The sequence below is a fragment of the Nonomuraea sp. NPDC051941 genome (assembly GCF_044593615.1).
Genome location: NZ_JBIUCF010000016.1, coordinates 236,029 through 251,658, shown reverse-complemented (window position 1 = coordinate 251,658; position 15,630 = coordinate 236,029). Strand labels below are relative to the sequence as shown.

At 68.7% G+C, this 15,630-nt stretch carries 18 protein-coding genes, 1 tRNA gene and 1 pseudogene; 2 read left to right on the top strand and 18 right to left on the bottom strand.

Annotated elements, in window-relative coordinates:
- From ACIHFD_RS27415 to ACIHFD_RS27395, 5 genes and pseudogenes are all read right to left on the bottom strand, one after another.
- A pseudogene (locus ACIHFD_RS27415) lies at positions 1-652 on the bottom strand (DNA-directed RNA polymerase subunit beta); the annotation flags it as partial.
- A gap of 436 nt (positions 653-1,088) precedes the next feature.
- Complete coding sequence (locus ACIHFD_RS27410; protein WP_397369260.1) at positions 1,089-1,586, bottom strand: hypothetical protein; 498 nt, start codon at positions 1,584-1,586, stop codon at positions 1,089-1,091.
- A 16-nt stretch (positions 1,587-1,602) separates the two neighbouring features.
- Entirely contained in the window at positions 1,603-2,103 is a 501-nt protein-coding gene (locus ACIHFD_RS27405; RefSeq protein ID WP_397369259.1) for a hypothetical protein, read from the bottom strand.
- Positions 2,104-2,298: 195 nt separating this feature from the next.
- Positions 2,299-3,300: an ABC transporter ATP-binding protein gene (locus ACIHFD_RS27400; RefSeq protein WP_397237310.1), complete on the bottom strand. Its 1,002-nt coding sequence runs from the start codon at positions 3,298-3,300 to the stop codon at positions 2,299-2,301.
- Between the two features lie 97 nt (positions 3,301-3,397).
- Positions 3,398-3,964: a TetR family transcriptional regulator gene (locus ACIHFD_RS27395; protein WP_397369256.1), complete on the bottom strand. Its 567-nt coding sequence runs from the start codon at positions 3,962-3,964 to the stop codon at positions 3,398-3,400.
- 90 nt (positions 3,965-4,054) lie between these two features.
- Between ACIHFD_RS27395 and ACIHFD_RS27390 the strand changes: the two genes are divergently transcribed.
- On the top strand, positions 4,055-4,462 hold the full coding sequence (locus ACIHFD_RS27390) for a nuclear transport factor 2 family protein (RefSeq protein ID WP_397369255.1): 408 nt from the start codon (positions 4,055-4,057) through the stop codon (positions 4,460-4,462).
- Here the strand turns inward: ACIHFD_RS27390 and ACIHFD_RS27385 are convergent.
- The 9 genes from ACIHFD_RS27385 to ACIHFD_RS27345 all read right to left on the bottom strand — a co-directional run bounded on the left by ACIHFD_RS27385 (position 4,449) and on the right by ACIHFD_RS27345 (position 11,734).
- On the bottom strand, positions 4,449-6,338 hold the full coding sequence (locus tag ACIHFD_RS27385) for an ArnT family glycosyltransferase (protein ID WP_397369254.1): 1,890 nt from the start codon (positions 6,336-6,338) through the stop codon (positions 4,449-4,451). The genes ACIHFD_RS27390 and ACIHFD_RS27385 overlap by 14 nt on opposite strands.
- A gap of 145 nt (positions 6,339-6,483) precedes the next feature.
- Positions 6,484-6,873: a 50S ribosomal protein L7/L12 gene (gene rplL, locus ACIHFD_RS27380; protein WP_350733420.1), complete on the bottom strand. Its 390-nt coding sequence runs from the start codon at positions 6,871-6,873 to the stop codon at positions 6,484-6,486.
- A gap of 72 nt (positions 6,874-6,945) precedes the next feature.
- Complete coding sequence (rplJ, locus tag ACIHFD_RS27375; protein WP_350733418.1) at positions 6,946-7,470, bottom strand: 50S ribosomal protein L10; 525 nt, start codon at positions 7,468-7,470, stop codon at positions 6,946-6,948.
- Between the two features lie 240 nt (positions 7,471-7,710).
- Positions 7,711-8,532: an LppX_LprAFG lipoprotein gene (locus ACIHFD_RS27370; RefSeq protein WP_397369253.1), complete on the bottom strand. Its 822-nt coding sequence runs from the start codon at positions 8,530-8,532 to the stop codon at positions 7,711-7,713.
- A 643-nt stretch (positions 8,533-9,175) separates the two neighbouring features.
- A complete protein-coding gene (gene rplA / locus ACIHFD_RS27365) occupies positions 9,176-9,895 on the bottom strand; it encodes a 50S ribosomal protein L1 (RefSeq protein WP_350733415.1) in 720 nt (239 codons plus the stop codon).
- Positions 9,896-9,953: 58 nt separating this feature from the next.
- Positions 9,954-10,385, bottom strand: a complete 432-nt coding sequence (gene rplK / locus ACIHFD_RS27360) for a 50S ribosomal protein L11 (protein ID WP_138719455.1) — start codon at positions 10,383-10,385, stop codon at positions 9,954-9,956.
- Between the two features lie 121 nt (positions 10,386-10,506).
- Positions 10,507-11,271 carry a transcription termination/antitermination protein NusG gene (gene nusG / locus ACIHFD_RS27355; protein ID WP_397369252.1) on the bottom strand — a complete coding sequence of 255 codons (765 nt, stop codon included), beginning with the start codon at positions 11,269-11,271 and terminating at the stop codon, positions 10,507-10,509.
- Between the two features lie 66 nt (positions 11,272-11,337).
- Positions 11,338-11,583: a preprotein translocase subunit SecE gene (gene secE / locus ACIHFD_RS27350; protein ID WP_357725570.1), complete on the bottom strand. Its 246-nt coding sequence runs from the start codon at positions 11,581-11,583 to the stop codon at positions 11,338-11,340.
- A 78-nt stretch (positions 11,584-11,661) separates the two neighbouring features.
- Positions 11,662-11,734 (bottom strand) — tRNA-Trp (locus tag ACIHFD_RS27345).
- Between the two features lie 161 nt (positions 11,735-11,895).
- Between ACIHFD_RS27345 and ACIHFD_RS27340 the strand changes: the two genes are divergently transcribed.
- Entirely contained in the window at positions 11,896-13,104 is a 1,209-nt protein-coding gene (locus ACIHFD_RS27340; protein ID WP_350733411.1) for a pyridoxal phosphate-dependent aminotransferase, read from the top strand.
- Positions 13,105-13,108: 4 nt separating this feature from the next.
- Here the strand turns inward: ACIHFD_RS27340 and ACIHFD_RS27335 are convergent, their stop codons facing one another.
- From ACIHFD_RS27335 to ACIHFD_RS27320, 4 genes are read right to left on the bottom strand one after another with little or no spacing between them, the layout of a single operon-like run.
- Complete coding sequence (locus tag ACIHFD_RS27335) at positions 13,109-13,612, bottom strand: hypothetical protein (protein WP_397369251.1); 504 nt, start codon at positions 13,610-13,612, stop codon at positions 13,109-13,111.
- A 30-nt stretch (positions 13,613-13,642) separates the two neighbouring features.
- Entirely contained in the window at positions 13,643-14,182 is a 540-nt protein-coding gene (locus tag ACIHFD_RS27330; protein ID WP_364264827.1) for a hypothetical protein, read from the bottom strand.
- A 41-nt stretch (positions 14,183-14,223) separates the two neighbouring features.
- Positions 14,224-15,105, bottom strand: coding sequence for a PASTA domain-containing protein (locus ACIHFD_RS27325; RefSeq protein WP_397369250.1), 882 nt, complete (start codon positions 15,103-15,105; stop codon positions 14,224-14,226).
- Entirely contained in the window at positions 15,102-15,602 is a 501-nt protein-coding gene (locus ACIHFD_RS27320) for a SigE family RNA polymerase sigma factor (RefSeq protein ID WP_363962175.1), read from the bottom strand. Before ACIHFD_RS27320 ends, ACIHFD_RS27325 begins: the two co-directional genes overlap by 4 nt.
- Between the last annotated feature and the right edge of the window lie 28 nt (positions 15,603-15,630).

The window sequence follows — 15,630 nt, the reverse complement described above, 5'->3', positions numbered from 1 at the left end:
TGACGGCCTGCTTGCGCTTGCGGTCGATGCGCACACCGACGCTGTCGCGCTTGTCGATCTCGAACTCCAGCCAGGCACCCCGCGACGGGATGACCTTGCAGCCGAACAGGTCCTTGTCGGACGTCTTGTCGACATTGCGTTCGAAGTAGACACCGGGCGAACGGACCAGCTGCGAGACCACGACACGCTCGGTGCCGTTGATGATGAACGTGCCCTTCGGCGTCATGAGCGGGAAATCGCCCATGAACACCGTCTGGCTCTTGATCTCACCGGTGGTGTTATTGATGAACTCCGCCGTCACGAACATCGGGGCGGAGAAGGTCATGTCCTTGTCTTTGCACTCATCTACTGAGTACTTCGGCGGCTCGAATCGGTGGTCGCGGAACGACAAGGACATGGTCCCCGAGAAGTCCTCGATCGGACTGATCTCTTCGAAGATCTCTTCGAGGCCCGACTGAGTCGGGACGTCCTTGCGCCCGGCCTGGCGAGCCGCCTCTACCCGGGCCTTCCACTTCTCGTTTCCGAGCAGCCAGTCGAACGACTCGGTCTGCAGAGCGAGAAGGTCAGGAACTTCGAGGGGCTCCTGGATGCGCGCGAATGACACGCGACGGGGACCAGCGGGTACGGCGGAGGCGTTGCGCGAGGCTGCCAACAGATGTCCTTCCGAGGGCTCGCGGCGGACTGACTACACGCACGCCAGACAACCTCGCAACGTGAGCAAGCGGAGCGGGTCGTCAAAGGGCAGCGCAAAGGGGCAGTGTAGCCGAACGGCACACGCCTGTCCACTTCGCTCTCGCTTCATGCTCCACGTTGGTCGCAGCATCGCCCGTTCAGGCGGAAACGTCAAGCCCACAAGCCCGACTTTTAGCCGACTAGGGGCCCGGACGCTGGGTTTTCTCCCCTGTGTGACCGGGCGCCTACCGCCAGGCCCAAGACGATACCCGCGAACGGGGGCGGTTAACGCTCCGTCACACCGGGGGCCGAACCCATGCCGACAACCGGTGTAGCTGTGACGGAGATACCCGCTCCAATGGCTTCGCTAAACCTGATTTTTGGTAACAATTGAACGAAGCGGCGCGCCGTAGGCGTCAGGCGGTCCCCAGCAGGGTCGACAGGTCGGCCACCAGCCAGCGTGATCCTTGCCGGACCATGACGAACCTGGCGCGGTTCTGGGTGAACTGTTGCTGTGGCGCAGCCTCGCCCGGAACGTTCTTGACCATACCCGTGTTCACGAACAGCAGAACCTCTACGCGATCGGGCGCCGCCCGCTCGACCGCCGCCCCCGCCACGGCCACGGTCTGCACGATCTTCTGCGCCTTGGCCCTGGACACCAGGGACGTGGTCAGCTCCTTGTAGTGCTTGGTCAACTCCCCGGTCGTGTGCGTCCCCGCCCGGGCCAGATCCTCCTCCACCGTCCGGTAGTCGTAGGAGAGCAGATCGGGCGCCACCTCCTTGGCCGCCGCCATCGCCTGCGTCCCGGCCGCGTCGGCCGCCCGCAGGTCGCGCAGGTTGAACCACATCGTGGGCACCAGCACCCCGGCCACCACCACGAGGATCCCCAGCAGCACGATCGTGAGCGTCCTCACCTGGCCCTCCACCACCTCATGCCACCTGCACCGCCTTGGACACCAGCCAGGCGCCGCCGACCTTGGCCAGCTCCATCGACCAGCGGTAGTACCGCTCTTGCGGCGGGCTCTTGGAGCCGTCCCAGCGGATCTCCACGTCGGCCACGACCAGCACCTTGGCCGTGGTGCCAGCCATGGAAGCCAGCCCCGTGGCACGCAGCACGCCGTGCTGGATGACCTTGTTCTGGACCGTGGTGGACTTGAGCTTGGCGGCGCTGGCCTCGTACTCCGCCCTGGCCGGCCCGGTCGAGGTGTCGAGGATGCGCCTGATGTCGGCGTCGACGGTCTTGTAGTCGAGCGAGATCAGGTTCTTCGCGTGGGTCCCCGCCGCCAGGAGCGCCGCCTGCTTGTCGCCTGCCCTGCCCTGCTCCTCGCGCGCCTGCGCGGCGATCCACACGCCCAGGCCGACCAGCACCGCGAGCACTCCGCTGAGCGCGGCGATCAGGATGCGGGCGGGCCGGGCGGCAAGTCCTGCCACGTCACTCACCCCTTCCCCAGCCGGTCGCCGGATCATAACCCCCGGCTCCGCGCTGGAGCCCCCGAACCAACCGAGACGGTAGAGGACGTGGCACGAATCGGGCAACGAGCCCGGATCTCCCCGATATGCCCTCAGGCGGCCCTCAGCTGCCCGCTGAGGGCCTGGCGCCGCCCTCCCTGACAGGAAGTCAGGGGGTCACTGGACGCCGTGGAGGTAGGCGTTCACGAGGCGGGGATACTCCTCCAGCCAGTTACGCCCGCGTTCGTCGACGAACGACCCCTGCGGCGGGATCACGCCGTTGGCCGCCAGCCACGTCCCCGGCGGCTGCTGCGAGCGACGGATCCGGTTGCCGGTCGGCATGAGCTGCGGCGGGATCGGCGGCAGCAGGCCGGGGTCGAGCCCCATCTGGGCCTCGGCCTCCAGCTCGGAGAGGTCCTTCTCCTCCGACATGCCGATGGGGCCGTGCCTCCTGGCGTTGAGGAACTGCCGCACCACCGGCTCGTCGCTCGACAGCAGCATCTCGCGCGGGCCGAACATGACCAGCTCGCGCCTGAACAGCATCCCGATGCTGTCGGGGACCGTACGGGCGGTGTTGATGTCGTGCGTCACGATCAGGAACGTCGCCTCGATCTCGGCGTTGAGGTCGACGATGGTCTGGTTGAGCAGCGCGGTGCGGACCGGGTCGAGGCCGGAGTCGGGCTCGTCGAACAGGATGATCTCCGGGTCCAGCACCAGCGCCCTGGCCAGCCCGGCGCGCTTGCGCATGCCGCCGGAGATCTCCCCGGGCAGCTTGGACTCCGCGCCGACCAGGCCGACCAGCTCCACCTTCTCCATCACGATCTGGCGGATCTGCGACTCGGTCTTCTTGGTGTGCTCGCGCAGCGGGAAGGCGATGTTGTCGTAGAGGTTGAGCGAGCCGAACAGCGCCCCGTCCTGGAAGAGCACCCCGAACAGCCGGCGCAGCTCGTAGAGCTTGTTCTCGTTGCAGTTGGCCAGGTCGTAGCCGTCGATCCAGATGTGGCCGCGATCGGGCCGCAGCAGGCCCACCAGCGTCTTGAGGAAGACCGACTTCCCGGTGCCCGAGGGGCCGAGCAGGACGGAGATCTCGCCCGCGGGGAGCGTGAGCGAGACGTCCTCCCAGATCACCTGCCGGCCGAACGACTTGGTCAGCCCGTCGACCACGACCTCGACTCCCACTGGACACCTTCCGATCGCAGGCAGTATTCAGGGGCCTCTCAACCGTAACGGCGGCCGACCGAATTGGAACCCGTTCCAATAACTTGTTACGGCGCGGTTATGAGCCCTCCGGGCCGGCGAGCGCCTGCAGGCCGGGCCGCAGCAGCCGGGCGATCTCCTCCTGCGGCACCCCGCGCAGCTCGTCGAGGTCGAGCAGCTGATGCCCGACGGTCACGCCGAGCATGATCATCATCATCAGCGCCGCCCGCAGCCTCGCGTCCTCGCCCGGTACGACCTGGGCCAGCCGGTCGATCTGCTCGCCCAGCACCTTGCGCGCCGAGACGGCCGCCTCGGGGTGCGTGAGCATGGACCGCATCATGGCCAGCGAGCTCTGCGGCAGCTCCCCCAGCTTCAGGCCGAGCGTGCCGAGCACCTGCTCGACCACCTCGTCGGCGCCCAGCGCGCCGTGCGCGACCGGCGCCACCCGCACGGCCCGCTGGAAGAGCTCCTGCTTGCTGCCGAAGTACTGCATCACGAGGGCGGGATCGACTTCGGCCCGCTTGGCGATGGCCCTGATGGTGGCCCGCTCGAACCCGACCTCGGCGAACAGCGCCCTGGCGGACTCCAGGATCCGCTCCTCGCTCCTGCGCCGCCGCTCGGCCCGCGGAAGCCCCTTCTCGACCACGCCCCGACTCTACATGCGTTGACCGACCTCGCCCATTCGCTCTACGCTCGTTGAGTCAACGCCCGTTGAGCGAATTGGGAGGGATTCCCCATGTCCATCGAAGAGATCGTCACCGCCTACCACGCGGCCATGCTCCACAAGTCCGCCGACGAACTGGCCGACCTCTACGCGGAGGACGCGCTGCACGAGTTCCCGTTCGGGGGGCCGGCGCCGTTCAAGGGGAGGGAGGAGATCCGCGCCGGGTACCGGGCGATGTGGGGCGCGATGCCGTTCAAGCCCGACGAGGTACGGCGGGTCTCGCTCCACCAGGCGACCGACCCGGAGGTCGTGCTGGTGGAGCAGGACACGTTCGTCACGGTCGCCGGCCAGTCGATCACCGTCCCGGGCCTGCTCGTGCTCAGGATCAGGAACGGCCTGATCATCCACACCAGGGACTACATGGACACCGGCGCCGTCACCCAGGTCCGCGCCGCCGCCGCCTCGCTCAAGCCTGCGTGAGGTCGAAGACCGTCGTCCCTCCCACGGTGGTGGCGGTGAAGGTCTCCTGCACCCAGGCCGCGATCCGGGCCGCGTCGTCGCTGCCGCCCGTGCTGCGGCCGCCCATCCCCATCCCCATCCCCGTGCCGATGAAGTAATGGATCTTCTTCTCGGCGACGTACTGCTTGAACTGCTCCAGCGTCGGCGCGGGGTCGGTGCCGTTGAAGCCGCCCACCGCCATCACCGGCGCGCCGGCGGCGAGCTGGTAGCCGGCCGCGTTGTTGGAGCCCACCGTCGCCGCCGCCCACGTGTACGCGGAGGCGTCCGTCTTCAGCAGCGCGGTCAGCTCGGCGGCCGGGGTGCCCGCGTTGAGCAGCCCGCCCATGCCGCCCCGCCCCATCCCCCGGCCACCGGGCGGCGCCTGGAACGCCTGCCGGCCGGCTGACGGGCCGTTCCCGGGCATCCGCCGGAACTGCTGGCCGCCGCCACCGAACCCGCCGGGCCCGCCGAAGCCCCGGCCACCGGTGGAGGGCCCCGCCGTCGGAATGGCTCCGGTGTGCGCCGACGAGGCCGTGTCCACCGCGTACGCGGCCGGACCCGCCAGGGACGCCAGGCACGCCACCACGGCGACGGCCACCACGACCAGGGCCCGGCGCGCGAACAACATCGCCAGGGCCGCCCCCAGCCCCGCCACCAGCACGACCACGCCCAGCCAGGAGTTCCACTCCGCGCTGCGCGACAGCAGCACGTACGACCACACGGCAGTGCCGGCCGTGATCACCGCGAGCGGCCGGTACGCCCGCCCCTCCCACAGGACGGCCGCCCCCATACCCACCAGCACCGCGATCGCCGGAGCCAGGGCCACGGTGTAGTACGCGTGGAAGATGCCCTGCATCAGGCTGAAGACCAGCCCGGTCACGATCAGCCAGCTCCCCCAGACCCAGGTGGCGGCCCGGACCGGATCGACCCGCGGCGCCCGCCGGGTGACCCAGGTGACGGCGGCCAGGAGCACCAGCGCCGCCGGAAGCAGCCAGGCGATCTGCCCGCCCGCCTCGGTGTCGAACAGCCGCAGCCACCCGGCCTGCTGGTTCAGGTTGCCCAGCCCGCCGTAGTCACCGCCGTTGAGCCGCCCGATCCCGTTGTAGCCGAGCGCCAGCTCCAGCACGCTGTTGGTCTGGGACCCCCCGATGTACGGCCGCTCGGAGGCCGGCACCAGCGCCACCGCCAGCACCCACCACCCGGCCGAGACCACCATGGCCACACCGGCCAGCGACAACTGCCACATCCGCCGCCAGAACGGCACCGGCGCCGTGACGAGATAAACCAGGGCGAACCCCGGCAACACCAGGAACGCCTGCAACATCTTCGCCAGGAAGGCGAACCCGATCGCCGCCCCCGCCAGCACCAGCCACCGCGTGGCCCCGCGTTCCTGCGCCCGCACCACGCAGTACCCGGCGGCCGTCAGCAGCAGCACCAGCAGCGCGTCGGGGTTGTTGAACCTGAACATCAACACGGCCACCGGCGTCAACGCCATCACGGCCCCGGCCAGCAGCCCGGCCCGGACGTTGGTCAACCTGCGCACGGACGCGTACACCAGCGCCACCGTGCCGACGCCCATGAGCGCCTGAGGAATGAGAACGGCCCAGGAATTGAGCCCGAACAGCCGCACGCTGAGCGCCATCGGCCACAAGGAGGCGGGCGTCTTGTCGACGGTTATCGCGTTCGCGGCGTCGGAGGACCCGAAGAAGAACGCCGTCCAGCTCTGGCTGCCCGCCTGAACGGCCGCCGAATAGAACGAGTTAGCCCATCCGGAGGCGCCGAGACCCCAGATGTAGAGCACTCCGGTGCCTATGAGCAGGGCGGTCAGCGCCCAACGGGACTTCGCTTCGGTAACCACAGCTCGCACGCTAGGCAAGCCGCTTCGCGGCGCGATGAGACGGACATGAGAATCTCCTGAACGAGGCCGCTCAGGGCACGAAAAAGGGGCGGCGGACATCCGGCACCAGGATGTCCCCGCCCCTTTTCAGCGAACAGAAACCGTCTTACTTGACGGTCACGGTGGCGCCGGCGCCCTCGAGGGCAGCCTTGGCCTTCTCCGCCTGCTCCTTGTTGACCTTGCCGTCGAAGACAGCCTTGGGAGCGCCGTCCACCAGGTCCTTGGCCTCCTTGAGGCCCAGGGACGTGAGGGCGCGGATCTCCTTGATGACCTGGATCTTCTTGTCGCCGGCAGCCTCGAGGATGACGTCGAACTCGTCCTGCTCCTCAACGGCCGGGGCCTCGGCGCCACCCGCGGGGGCGGCGGCGGCAACGGCGACGGGGGCGGCGGCCTTGACGTCGAAGACCTCTTCGAACTGCTTCACGAACTCGGACAGCTCGAGGAGGGTCATCTCCTTGAACGCGTCGAGCAGCTCGTCGGTGCTGAGCTTCGCCATGATGCTTTTTCCTTACGTTCGGGACTTGCTGAAACTAGAAACGGGACCGCGGGTGTTGCGGCAACCCCCGTGTTACTCGCCCGCCTCGTCGCGCTTCGCGCGCAGGGCGTCGGCCAGCTGAGCCATCTGCGTGGGGAGCGCGGCGAACACAGCAGCGGCAGCGCTCTGCTTCGCCTTGAGCGCGCCAGCAAGCTTCGCGAGGAGGACCTCGCGGGACTCGAGGTCGGCGAGCTTGGTGATCTCGGTGGCGTCGAGCGTCTTGCCCTCGAGGACACCGCCCTTGATCACCAGAAGGGGATTGGCCTTGGCGAAGTCACGCAGACCCTTGGCGGCCTCGACAACGTCGCCGTTGACGAAGGCGATCGCGGTCGGACCGGCGAGCAGGTCATCGAGACCCGAGAATCCGGCCTGGTTGGCCGCAATCTTGGTCAGGGTGTTCTTCGCCACGGCGAACTTCGCATTCTCACCGAGAGACTTACGCAGCTCCTTGAGCTGCGCGACGGTGAGACCGCGGTACTCGGTCAGAACGGCGGCAGCGCTGCCTTCGAACTCACTCTTGAGCTCGGCAACCGCTGTCGCCTTATCCGCCCTCGCCATGGGCCTCCTTCCAGATGTGCCGCCGGCGAAGGCCCTGAAAATGAGAACAGCCCCGGGCGCAGGGCGCACACGGGGCTCACGCACATGGGTCACACCATGTGGGAAACTCGCATCACACCTGCGCGGGCCGTCCACAAGATGTGGATCCTTCGGTCGCCAGGCATTGAGGCACCTGACGACGACCGGCGGTCTTCGGCAACGACCAGAGTACGTCCTGGCCGCCGAGTTTCCAAATCGTTCTCAGTTGGTCGTGCCCTTGGGCATCTCCCCGACCTGGTCAGCGGGCGGGGCCTCGATGGTCACCGGCTCGTTGAAGCCCTTGAAGAGCAGGGTGGCATCGAGCGTGGCGCCTTCCTTGGAGCCGTTCAGCGCGAGCTTGCGCGGCAGGCCGTCGGAGGCCACCCAGATGTCGAACTTGACGTCCTTGAGCTCCGCCAGGTTCGTACGCGCCTGCTCCTGCTGGTCGGCGGGCAGCAACTGCACGGCCGCGTCCACCGGGAACGTGCCGCTGTAGTGCGTGGTGTCCGTGCCGTTGACGCTCTCGTTGCCGGCCGACTTCACGTCCTGCGAAGCCGTGACGAGCTTGGTCACGTTGCCCAGGTCGAACTGCTGGATCTTGCTCAGGTAGTCGTTCACCTGCGAGGAGTCGCCCATCTCGCTGAGCGATACCTTGATCCACGGCTTGGTCGCGCCCACGAGGTCCTTGAGCGCCTCCACCTTGACGTAGACGGTGTCGCCCTGCAGCACGGCGCGCACGCCGCCCGGCAGGCTCTTCCCGCCCATGTCGACGGTGTCCAGGGTGAGGTCCACGGCGAGCTGGGGCTTGCTCTGGTAGAGCATGCGCCCCTGCACCTTGCCCGAGCCCTCCTGCGGGTGCGTGACGTTCACCACGGCGTCGACCGTGTAGCTGCTGACCTCGGCGGTCTTCTGCGCGGCCTGCGTGAGCACCTCAGAGGCGGCCAGGTTGACCTGGATGGGCTGGGCGTTCGATCCACAACCGGCGACCGCCGCCACGACGAGCGCGGCACCGGCCGCAGTGAGTCCTATCGTGCGCTTCAGCATGTCTTGACCCTACTTTTAAGTGGCATCGCCGTTGCGACTTCCCCTCATAAATAAGGGAAAACCCAGGGTTATCCCCCACACCCCTCACACATTCCCTGCACAACTCGACTCAGCCCAGGTCCGCCTGCCTGAAGACCTCGTGCGAGCCACCCCAGCCCGGCGCCGCGAGGTGGAAAGCCACCACACCGCGATCACGACCCCACCCACCGCCCGAGCGCACCCGACGCCGCCGTACGCGCCCTCCCCAAGGCGCCCAGCCTCGCTCGGGGCCGCCTGCGCGAGGCGAAAGGCCGCCATCGCCATCACGGCCCCCACCGCCTGAGCACGACCGGCAGCGCCACACACGCCCGCCCAAAGCCACCGGCAAGCCACATCGAGGCGCCCGGCCCCGCGCGGCTCCCCAGGCGCGGAGGGCTGTGGTGCGGAGGGCTGTGGCGCGGGCGGCCGTGGCGCGGGCGGCCGTCTGGCACAGGGCGCGTGGATCCGGGCGCCCGTCCCGCGCCGCTCGGAGGCGGTCCCCGTACGGCGGGGCGGTGGCCACGGCCCGCCGCGGGAAAACGACCCTCCGCGAGAAACCACGGCCCGCCGGAGGAAAAAGAAAGAGCCCCGCCCGAAACCGGGCGAGGCTCGATCAGAAAGACGCTTACGCGTCGAGCTCAGCGGTGAGGCCGCGCGTGACGTTCGGGTCGACCGGGACGCCGGGGCCCATGGTCGTGGAGAACGTGACCTTCTTCAGGTAGCGCCCCTTGGCCGCGGACGGCTTGAGACGCAGCACCTCGTCAAGGGCGGCGGCGTAGTTCTCGATGAGCTGGCGCTCGCCGAACGACGTCTTGCCGATGATGAAGTGGAGGTTGGCCTGGCGGTCGGTGCGGAACTCGATCTTGCCGCCCTTGATCTCCGTGACGGCCTTGGCGACGTCGGGCGTCACCGTGCCGGTCTTGGGGTTGGGCATGAGACCGCGCGGACCGAGCACGCGGCCCAGGCGACCCACCTTGCCCATCATGTCGGGCGTGGCCACCACGGCGTCGAACTCGTTGAGCCGGTTGCCCTTGGAGATCTCGTCGATCAGCTCGTCGGCGCCGACGATGTCGGCACCCACCTCGCGGGCCGCCTCGGCACGGTCACCGGTCGCGAAGACCAGGACCCGGGCGGTCTTGCCGGTGCCGTGCGGGAGGTTGACCGTGCCGCGCACGATCTGGTCGGCCTTACGAGGGTCGACGCCCAGCCGCAGCGCGACCTCGACGGTGGCGTCGAACTTGGTGGTCGACGTCTCCTTGGCCAGCTTCGCTGCCTCGATGGGCGTGTAGAGCTTGTCGCGGTCGACCTTGCCGGCCGCGTCCTTGTGCGCCTTGCTGCGCTTCATTGCTAACTCCTAGTGGTACGCGGGCCCGAGGGCCCTCCCACAACGTCTGGAAAGGGTGTTACTCGGCGACGGTGATGCCCATCGACCGGGCGGTGCCGGCGATGATCTTCTCGGCCGCCTCGATGTCGTTGGCGTTGAGGTCGGGCATCTTCGTCTCGGCGATGCTGCGCAGCTGCTCGCGGCTGAGCTTGCCCACCTTGTCGCGGTGCGGGACCGCGCTGCCCTTGTCGAGACCCAGGGCCTTCTTGATCAGCTCAGGCGCCGGCGGCGTCTTCGTGATGAAGGTGAAGCTGCGGTCTTCGAAAATGGTGATCTCAACGGGGATGATGTTGCCCCGCTGGGACTCCGTCGCAGCGTTGTACTGCTTGACGAAGTCCATGATGTTCACACCGTGGGGACCGAGCGCGGTACCCACCGGCGGCGCCGGGGTGGCCTGTCCAGCGGGGAGCTGGACCTTCACCAGAGCGGCGATTTTCTTCTTCGGAGGCATTTGTCCTTCTCCGGGTCCTGATTGCGATGCCTGTCAGGGCCAGCGGATTGCAGCCCTGACACGTCGGAGGCCGCCCTCATGATCAGGCGGCCGACCGAACGTCTCAGTGTATGTGATTGTCCTAGATCTTCGAGACCTGGTTGAACGAGAGCTCGACCGGGGTCTCGCGGCCGAAGATCGAGACGAGCACCTTGAGCTTCTGCGACTCGGGGCTGATCTCGCTCACCGAGGCCGGCAGCGTGGCGAACGGGCCGTCCATGACCGTGACGGACTCGCCGATCTCGAACTCGACCGCGGGGCCGGCGCTCGCCTTGGAGGCGGCCTTCTTGGTCTCCTCGGTCGGCTCGGGCGCCAGCAGCTTGGCGACCTCGTCGAGGTTGAGCGGGCTCGGCTTGTTGGACAGGCCGACGAAGCCGGTCACACCGGGTGTGTTACGCACGGCGGCCCAGGACTCGTCGGTCAGCTCCATGCGCACCAGCACATAGCCGGGCAGCACGCGCTCCTTGACCGGCACCTTCTTGCCGCTCTTGAACTCCTGGACGGTGTGCGTCGGCACCTCGACCTGGTAGATGTAGTCCTCCATGTTGAGCGACACGTTGCGGCTCTCGATGTTGGACTTCACGCGATTCTCGTAACCGGCGTAAGAGTGGATGACGTACCACTCACCGGGAAGGCCGCGCAGCGAGCTCTTGAACTCCTCGACGGGATCGACGTCGGGAAGAACCGTCTCGTCCTCGACGTCGGAAGCCTCGGCTGCCTCGTCGCTCTCCGCGACCTCGGCCTCCTCCTGGAGCTCCGCCTCCTCGGCGGACTCCTCAGTGGCCTCTTCCAGCTCGTCGTCCCACTCCTCGCGGGACTCGCCGGCCGGAACTGAAGACTCGGACACGGTGACTCTTCCTCTTTCGTCGTATCGAACTGGCGACTCCGTCAGCTGTCACCGGCGGCGTCTGGATCAGCCGCCGCCGAAGACCTTGAGGACTGCCCATCCCAGGGCGCTGTCGAGCCCGTACACGATCGCCACCATGATCAGAACGAATACCAGAACGACCGTGGTGTAGGTGATGAGATCCTTGCGTGTCGGCCAGATGACCTTGCGGAGCTCGTTGACGACCTGCCGATAGAAAAGGGCAGGCGAAGTGCGCGTCTTCTTTTCGCCACTCGGCTTGTCTGCGGTCTCGCCGCGCGTGTCGATCGCCACAGTCCTCACCTGAATCTGTCGTATCCAACGCAGTTTTGCGGCGCGCTTACACGCCCATTATTGCGCGGACCGCACTCGCAGGGCACGAGGGACTCGAACCCCCAACCGCCGGTTTTGGAGACCGGTGCGCTACCAATTGCGCCAGTGCCCTATGTCGCTAGACCAGACTACCCTGATCGACCCACTGCCTGGACCGAACCGCTCGCCGACATGCGGTGCGGAAGGACCGATCGAAAGCATACGGGTGATTGCCGGGTACGTCGAACCCAATCCCGATCGCCCAGGTCACCGAGCACATGGGACCATGGAGCCATGTCCACCCGACCCCGCGTCTCCGCGAGAATCTCCGCTATTTCCGAGTCCGCCACGCTCGCCGTGGACGCCAAGGCCAAGGCGATGAAGGCGGCAGGGCGGCCCGTCATCGGCTTCGGCGCGGGCGAGCCCGACTTCCCGACGCCCGGCTACATCGTCGAGGCGGCGATCCAGGCCGCCCGCGAGCCGCGCTTCCACAAGTACACGCCGGCGGGCGGCCTGCCCGAGCTCAAGCAGGCCATCGCCGACAAGACCCGGCGCGACTCCGGCTACGCGGTCGAGGCCTCGCAGGTGCTGGTCACCAACGGCGGCAAGCAGGCGGTCTACGAGGCGTTCGCGACGCTGCTCGACCCGGGCGACGAGGTCCTGGTCGTGGCGCCCTACTGGACCACCTATCCCGAGGCGATCAAGCTGGCCGGCGGCGTGCAGGTCGACGTCGTGACCGACGAGTCCACCGGCTACCTGGCGAGCGTCGAGCAGCTGGAGGCCGCGCGCACCGAGCGGACCAAGGTCCTGCTGTTCGTCTCCCCGTGCAACCCGACGGGCGCCGTCTACTCCCGCGAGCAGACGGAGGCGATCGGCCGCTGGGCGGCCGAGCACGGCCTGTGGGTCGTCACGGACGAGATCTACGAGCACCTCGTGTACGGCGGCGCCGAGTTCACCAGCATCGCCACGGCCGTCCCCGAGCTCGGCGACCGGGTCGTGATCCTCAACGGCGTGGCCAAGACCTACGCGATGACCGGCTGGCGCGTGGGCTGGCTGATCGGCCCCTCCGACGTCGTCAAGGCGGCCACCAACCTGCAGTCCCACGCCACCTCCAACGTCGCCAACGTGTCCCAGGTGGCCGCGCTGGCCGCCGTGTCCGGCGACCTGTCGGCGGTGGCGGAGATGCGCACGGCGTTCGACCGGCGCCGCCAGACGATGGTCCGGATGCTCAACGAGATCCCGGGCGTGTTCTGCCCGGAACCGAAGGGGGCGTTCTACGCGTACCCGTCGGTCAAGGAGCTGATCGGCAAGGAGCTGCGCGGCCGGCGGCCGCAGTCGTCCGGCGAGCTGGCCGAGCTGATCCTGGAGGAGGCCGAGGTGGCGGTGGTGCCGGGTGAGGCGTTCGGCACGCCGGGCTACTTCCGTCTGTCGTACGCGCTCGGCGACGACGACCTGGTCGAGGGCGTCAGCCGGGTGGCCAAGCTGCTGTCAGAGGCGCACTAGTCGTTCAGGGTGCCTGGTCCAGGGCGACGCCGGCGGCGACGTGCCTGATCTGGGCGGCCAGGCCGGGCGTCGCGGCGATGTAGACCGCGGTGCCCGGCCGCTGCAGCCACATGAAGTTGCGCACGCCGGTGCGCGTGTTCCAGCGCAGCGCCGGCATGCCCCGGTACGCCGTCAGCGACGACCCGGCGACCAGCGTGACGAACTCCTCGGCGGTCCGCGCCCCGCACACGACGCCGACGTACATCTGCTCGTCCTCGCGCCGCCAGATCACGCCCTTGGCCTCCAGCGGGCGGGTGAGCGAGCCCAGCCGGCCGAACGAGCCCGCCCTGGTCATCCCCTCGGGCATGGCGGGCAGCCCCACCTTGGTCTGGCCGCAGGCCAGCCAGACGCCCTGGTGCGGGGCGTGCGCGGAGGACGGCGGCGAGGCGATCGCCTCGGGCGCGGGCACGTCGTCCGCGCCGCACCCGCTCAGCGCGAACATGAGGAGCACCGCTGCCAGACGCCGCATCGACCCCCCAGGAACGCATGGAAAAGGCTCTTAGTCTCCTACAGGACTCTTGACTGAGGCAGCAATTGCCACCAGTTCGCCACCGAGGGAATCGCTGACCCGGATCCACGCCCCCGTGCCCGCGCGCTCCATCCAGATGATCATCCGACCGCCGTTCGGATGCCTGCCGACCACGGCGGGCCTGCCGCGCACGGTGACGGGGCGGGCGTCGAGCAGGGCGGCCTTCCTGGTGTAGCTCACCCAGTCGGCGGCGGGCTCGACCTGGGCCTCCACGAACCGCTGGGCCGAGCCGAACCTGGCCCACGACCCCTTCGGCTTGACGGATCCCCCGCCGCTGCGCTCCAGCCCCGCGGGGAGGTAGGTGAGCCAGAGATCGTCGGAGACCACCGCGAGGGTGGCCTCGGCGACGGAGGCCCCGACCATGACAGGGCCCTCCACAGGGGCCGGGCGCGGACGCCCGAACCCCGAGGAGAAGAGCGCGTAGATGATCAGAGATGTCGCCGCGAAGGCCAGCGCCGTGAGCGCCGCGCGGCCTCCCTGCCCGATGCCGGCAGGCCCCTCAGGGATCATGCAAGGTTGATCCCCCGTTCGGCCTCATCCGTACCACGGGTTCAGCCGGTCGCGCGGATGCCTTCCGCGATCTTCTTCGCCTCGACCGGGCCGTCCACGTCCTTGACGTAGTCGGGGCTGAGGCACACCTCGACCACGAGCCCGTCGCGCAGCTTCCAGGCGATCGTGAGCGTGCCCTCCGACACGACCTCGCCACCCTCACCGAGCGTCGCCAGGCGCGCCTTCGCGCCGCCGATGTCCACGGTCTCGGCGCCGGCCTTGGGGAAGCGGGCCATGGCGCTCTTGGCGGCCTCTCCCTCGAACACGATCACCTGTACGGAGTAGTGCCCAGGCTCGTTGCCCGGCTTGTCATAGGTGGTGGTGAAACTGTGCTTGCCGAACCCGTCCTTGCCCGACCACTTGCCCCATTCGAGCCCTTCCGGCAGGTAATCCAGGCGGATGCCGCCGAACTCCCGCCCGTCGCCCAGATCGCCCAGGTCCTGCGGCATCGTGACAGGCGGCGGCTCCAGGGTGAGCTCGACATGGCTGCCGGGCGCGACCTGCTCCCCGGCCGCGGGCTTCTGCCCGATCACCCGGTTGTTCCGCACCTCCTCCGCCGCCAGGTCGGCCAGCAGCCCGGCCGCGCGCAGGAGGGGCACCGCCTCGGTGACGGGCTTGCCCGTCACGTCCGGCACGGTCACGTCGTTCCGCACCACGGCCCGGTCCTGGCCGGTTGCGGCCTCCCCTCCGGCGGGTTCCCCGGAGTTCAGGGCCATGGGCACGGCCACCGCTACCGCCGCCGTGACGAGCGCCGCGCCCGCCACGCGAAAGCGGAGCACGCGCGAGCGGTTGCCGCGCCGTACGGACCTGCCCAGGTCCGGCGGGGCCTGCACGCCGGCGACGTGCGCCCTCATGGCGTCCGCGAGGTCGTCCTCGATCCTCATCTGGTCACTTCCTTTGCGACAGTCATGTTTTCGCGGACCCTGGCGAGCCCCCGCGCCGCCTGGCTCTTCACGGTCCCGACCGAGCAGCCCAGCAGGGCCGCGGTGTCCCCTTCCGACTGGTCCTCCCAGTAGCGCAGGACGAGCACGGCCCGCATCTTGGGCGGCAGCCTGCGCAGCTCCCTGATGAGCGCGTGGCGCAGGTCGAGGTCGGGAGCGTCGGCGGCGGTCTCGGGCGGCCGGGCGAAGGTGATCTCCTGCACGATCTTGCGCCGCCGCGCCTTGCTGATCGCCGCGTTCACGACGACCTTGCGCGCGTAGGCCTCCGGGTTGTCCCGCCTGATCCGCGGCCAGTGCCGGTAGACCTTCTCCAGCGCGTGCTGCACCAGGTCCTCGGCGTCGTGCTCGGTCGCTCCGCAGACCAGGATCGCGGTGCGCAGCAGCGAGGTGCTCCGGGCGGCCAGGAACTCGTCGAAGGCCGCTTCATCGTCATCTGTCATGAGCGAAGGTCCCCTTTCGCCCTCCTCA

Excerpts from the sequence above, each read along its gene's own strand:
- ACIHFD_RS27370 (WP_397369253.1), bottom strand. The coding sequence starts at position 8,532 with ATGCTGAAGCGCACGATAGGACTCACTGCGGCCGGTGCCGCGCTCGTC.
- ACIHFD_RS27340 (WP_350733411.1), top strand. The coding sequence starts at position 11,896 with ATGTCCACCCGACCCCGCGTCTCCGCGAGAATCTCCGCTATTTCCGAG.
- ACIHFD_RS27390 (WP_397369255.1), top strand. The coding sequence starts at position 4,055 with ATGTCCATCGAAGAGATCGTCACCGCCTACCACGCGGCCATGCTCCAC.
- rplK (WP_138719455.1), bottom strand. The coding sequence starts at position 10,385 with ATGCCTCCGAAGAAGAAAATCGCCGCTCTGGTGAAGGTCCAGCTCCCC.
- rplA (WP_350733415.1), bottom strand. The coding sequence starts at position 9,895 with ATGAAGCGCAGCAAGGCGCACAAGGACGCGGCCGGCAAGGTCGACCGC.
- ACIHFD_RS27330 (WP_364264827.1), bottom strand. The coding sequence starts at position 14,182 with ATGATCCCTGAGGGGCCTGCCGGCATCGGGCAGGGAGGCCGCGCGGCG.
- ACIHFD_RS27335 (WP_397369251.1), bottom strand. The coding sequence starts at position 13,612 with ATGCGGCGTCTGGCAGCGGTGCTCCTCATGTTCGCGCTGAGCGGGTGC.
- ACIHFD_RS27320 (WP_363962175.1), bottom strand. The coding sequence starts at position 15,602 with ATGACAGATGACGATGAAGCGGCCTTCGACGAGTTCCTGGCCGCCCGG.
- rplL (WP_350733420.1), bottom strand. The coding sequence starts at position 6,873 with ATGGCGAAGCTCAGCACCGACGAGCTGCTCGACGCGTTCAAGGAGATG.
- rplJ (WP_350733418.1), bottom strand. The coding sequence starts at position 7,470 with ATGGCGAGGGCGGATAAGGCGACAGCGGTTGCCGAGCTCAAGAGTGAG.
- ACIHFD_RS27325 (WP_397369250.1), bottom strand. The coding sequence starts at position 15,105 with ATGAGGATCGAGGACGACCTCGCGGACGCCATGAGGGCGCACGTCGCC.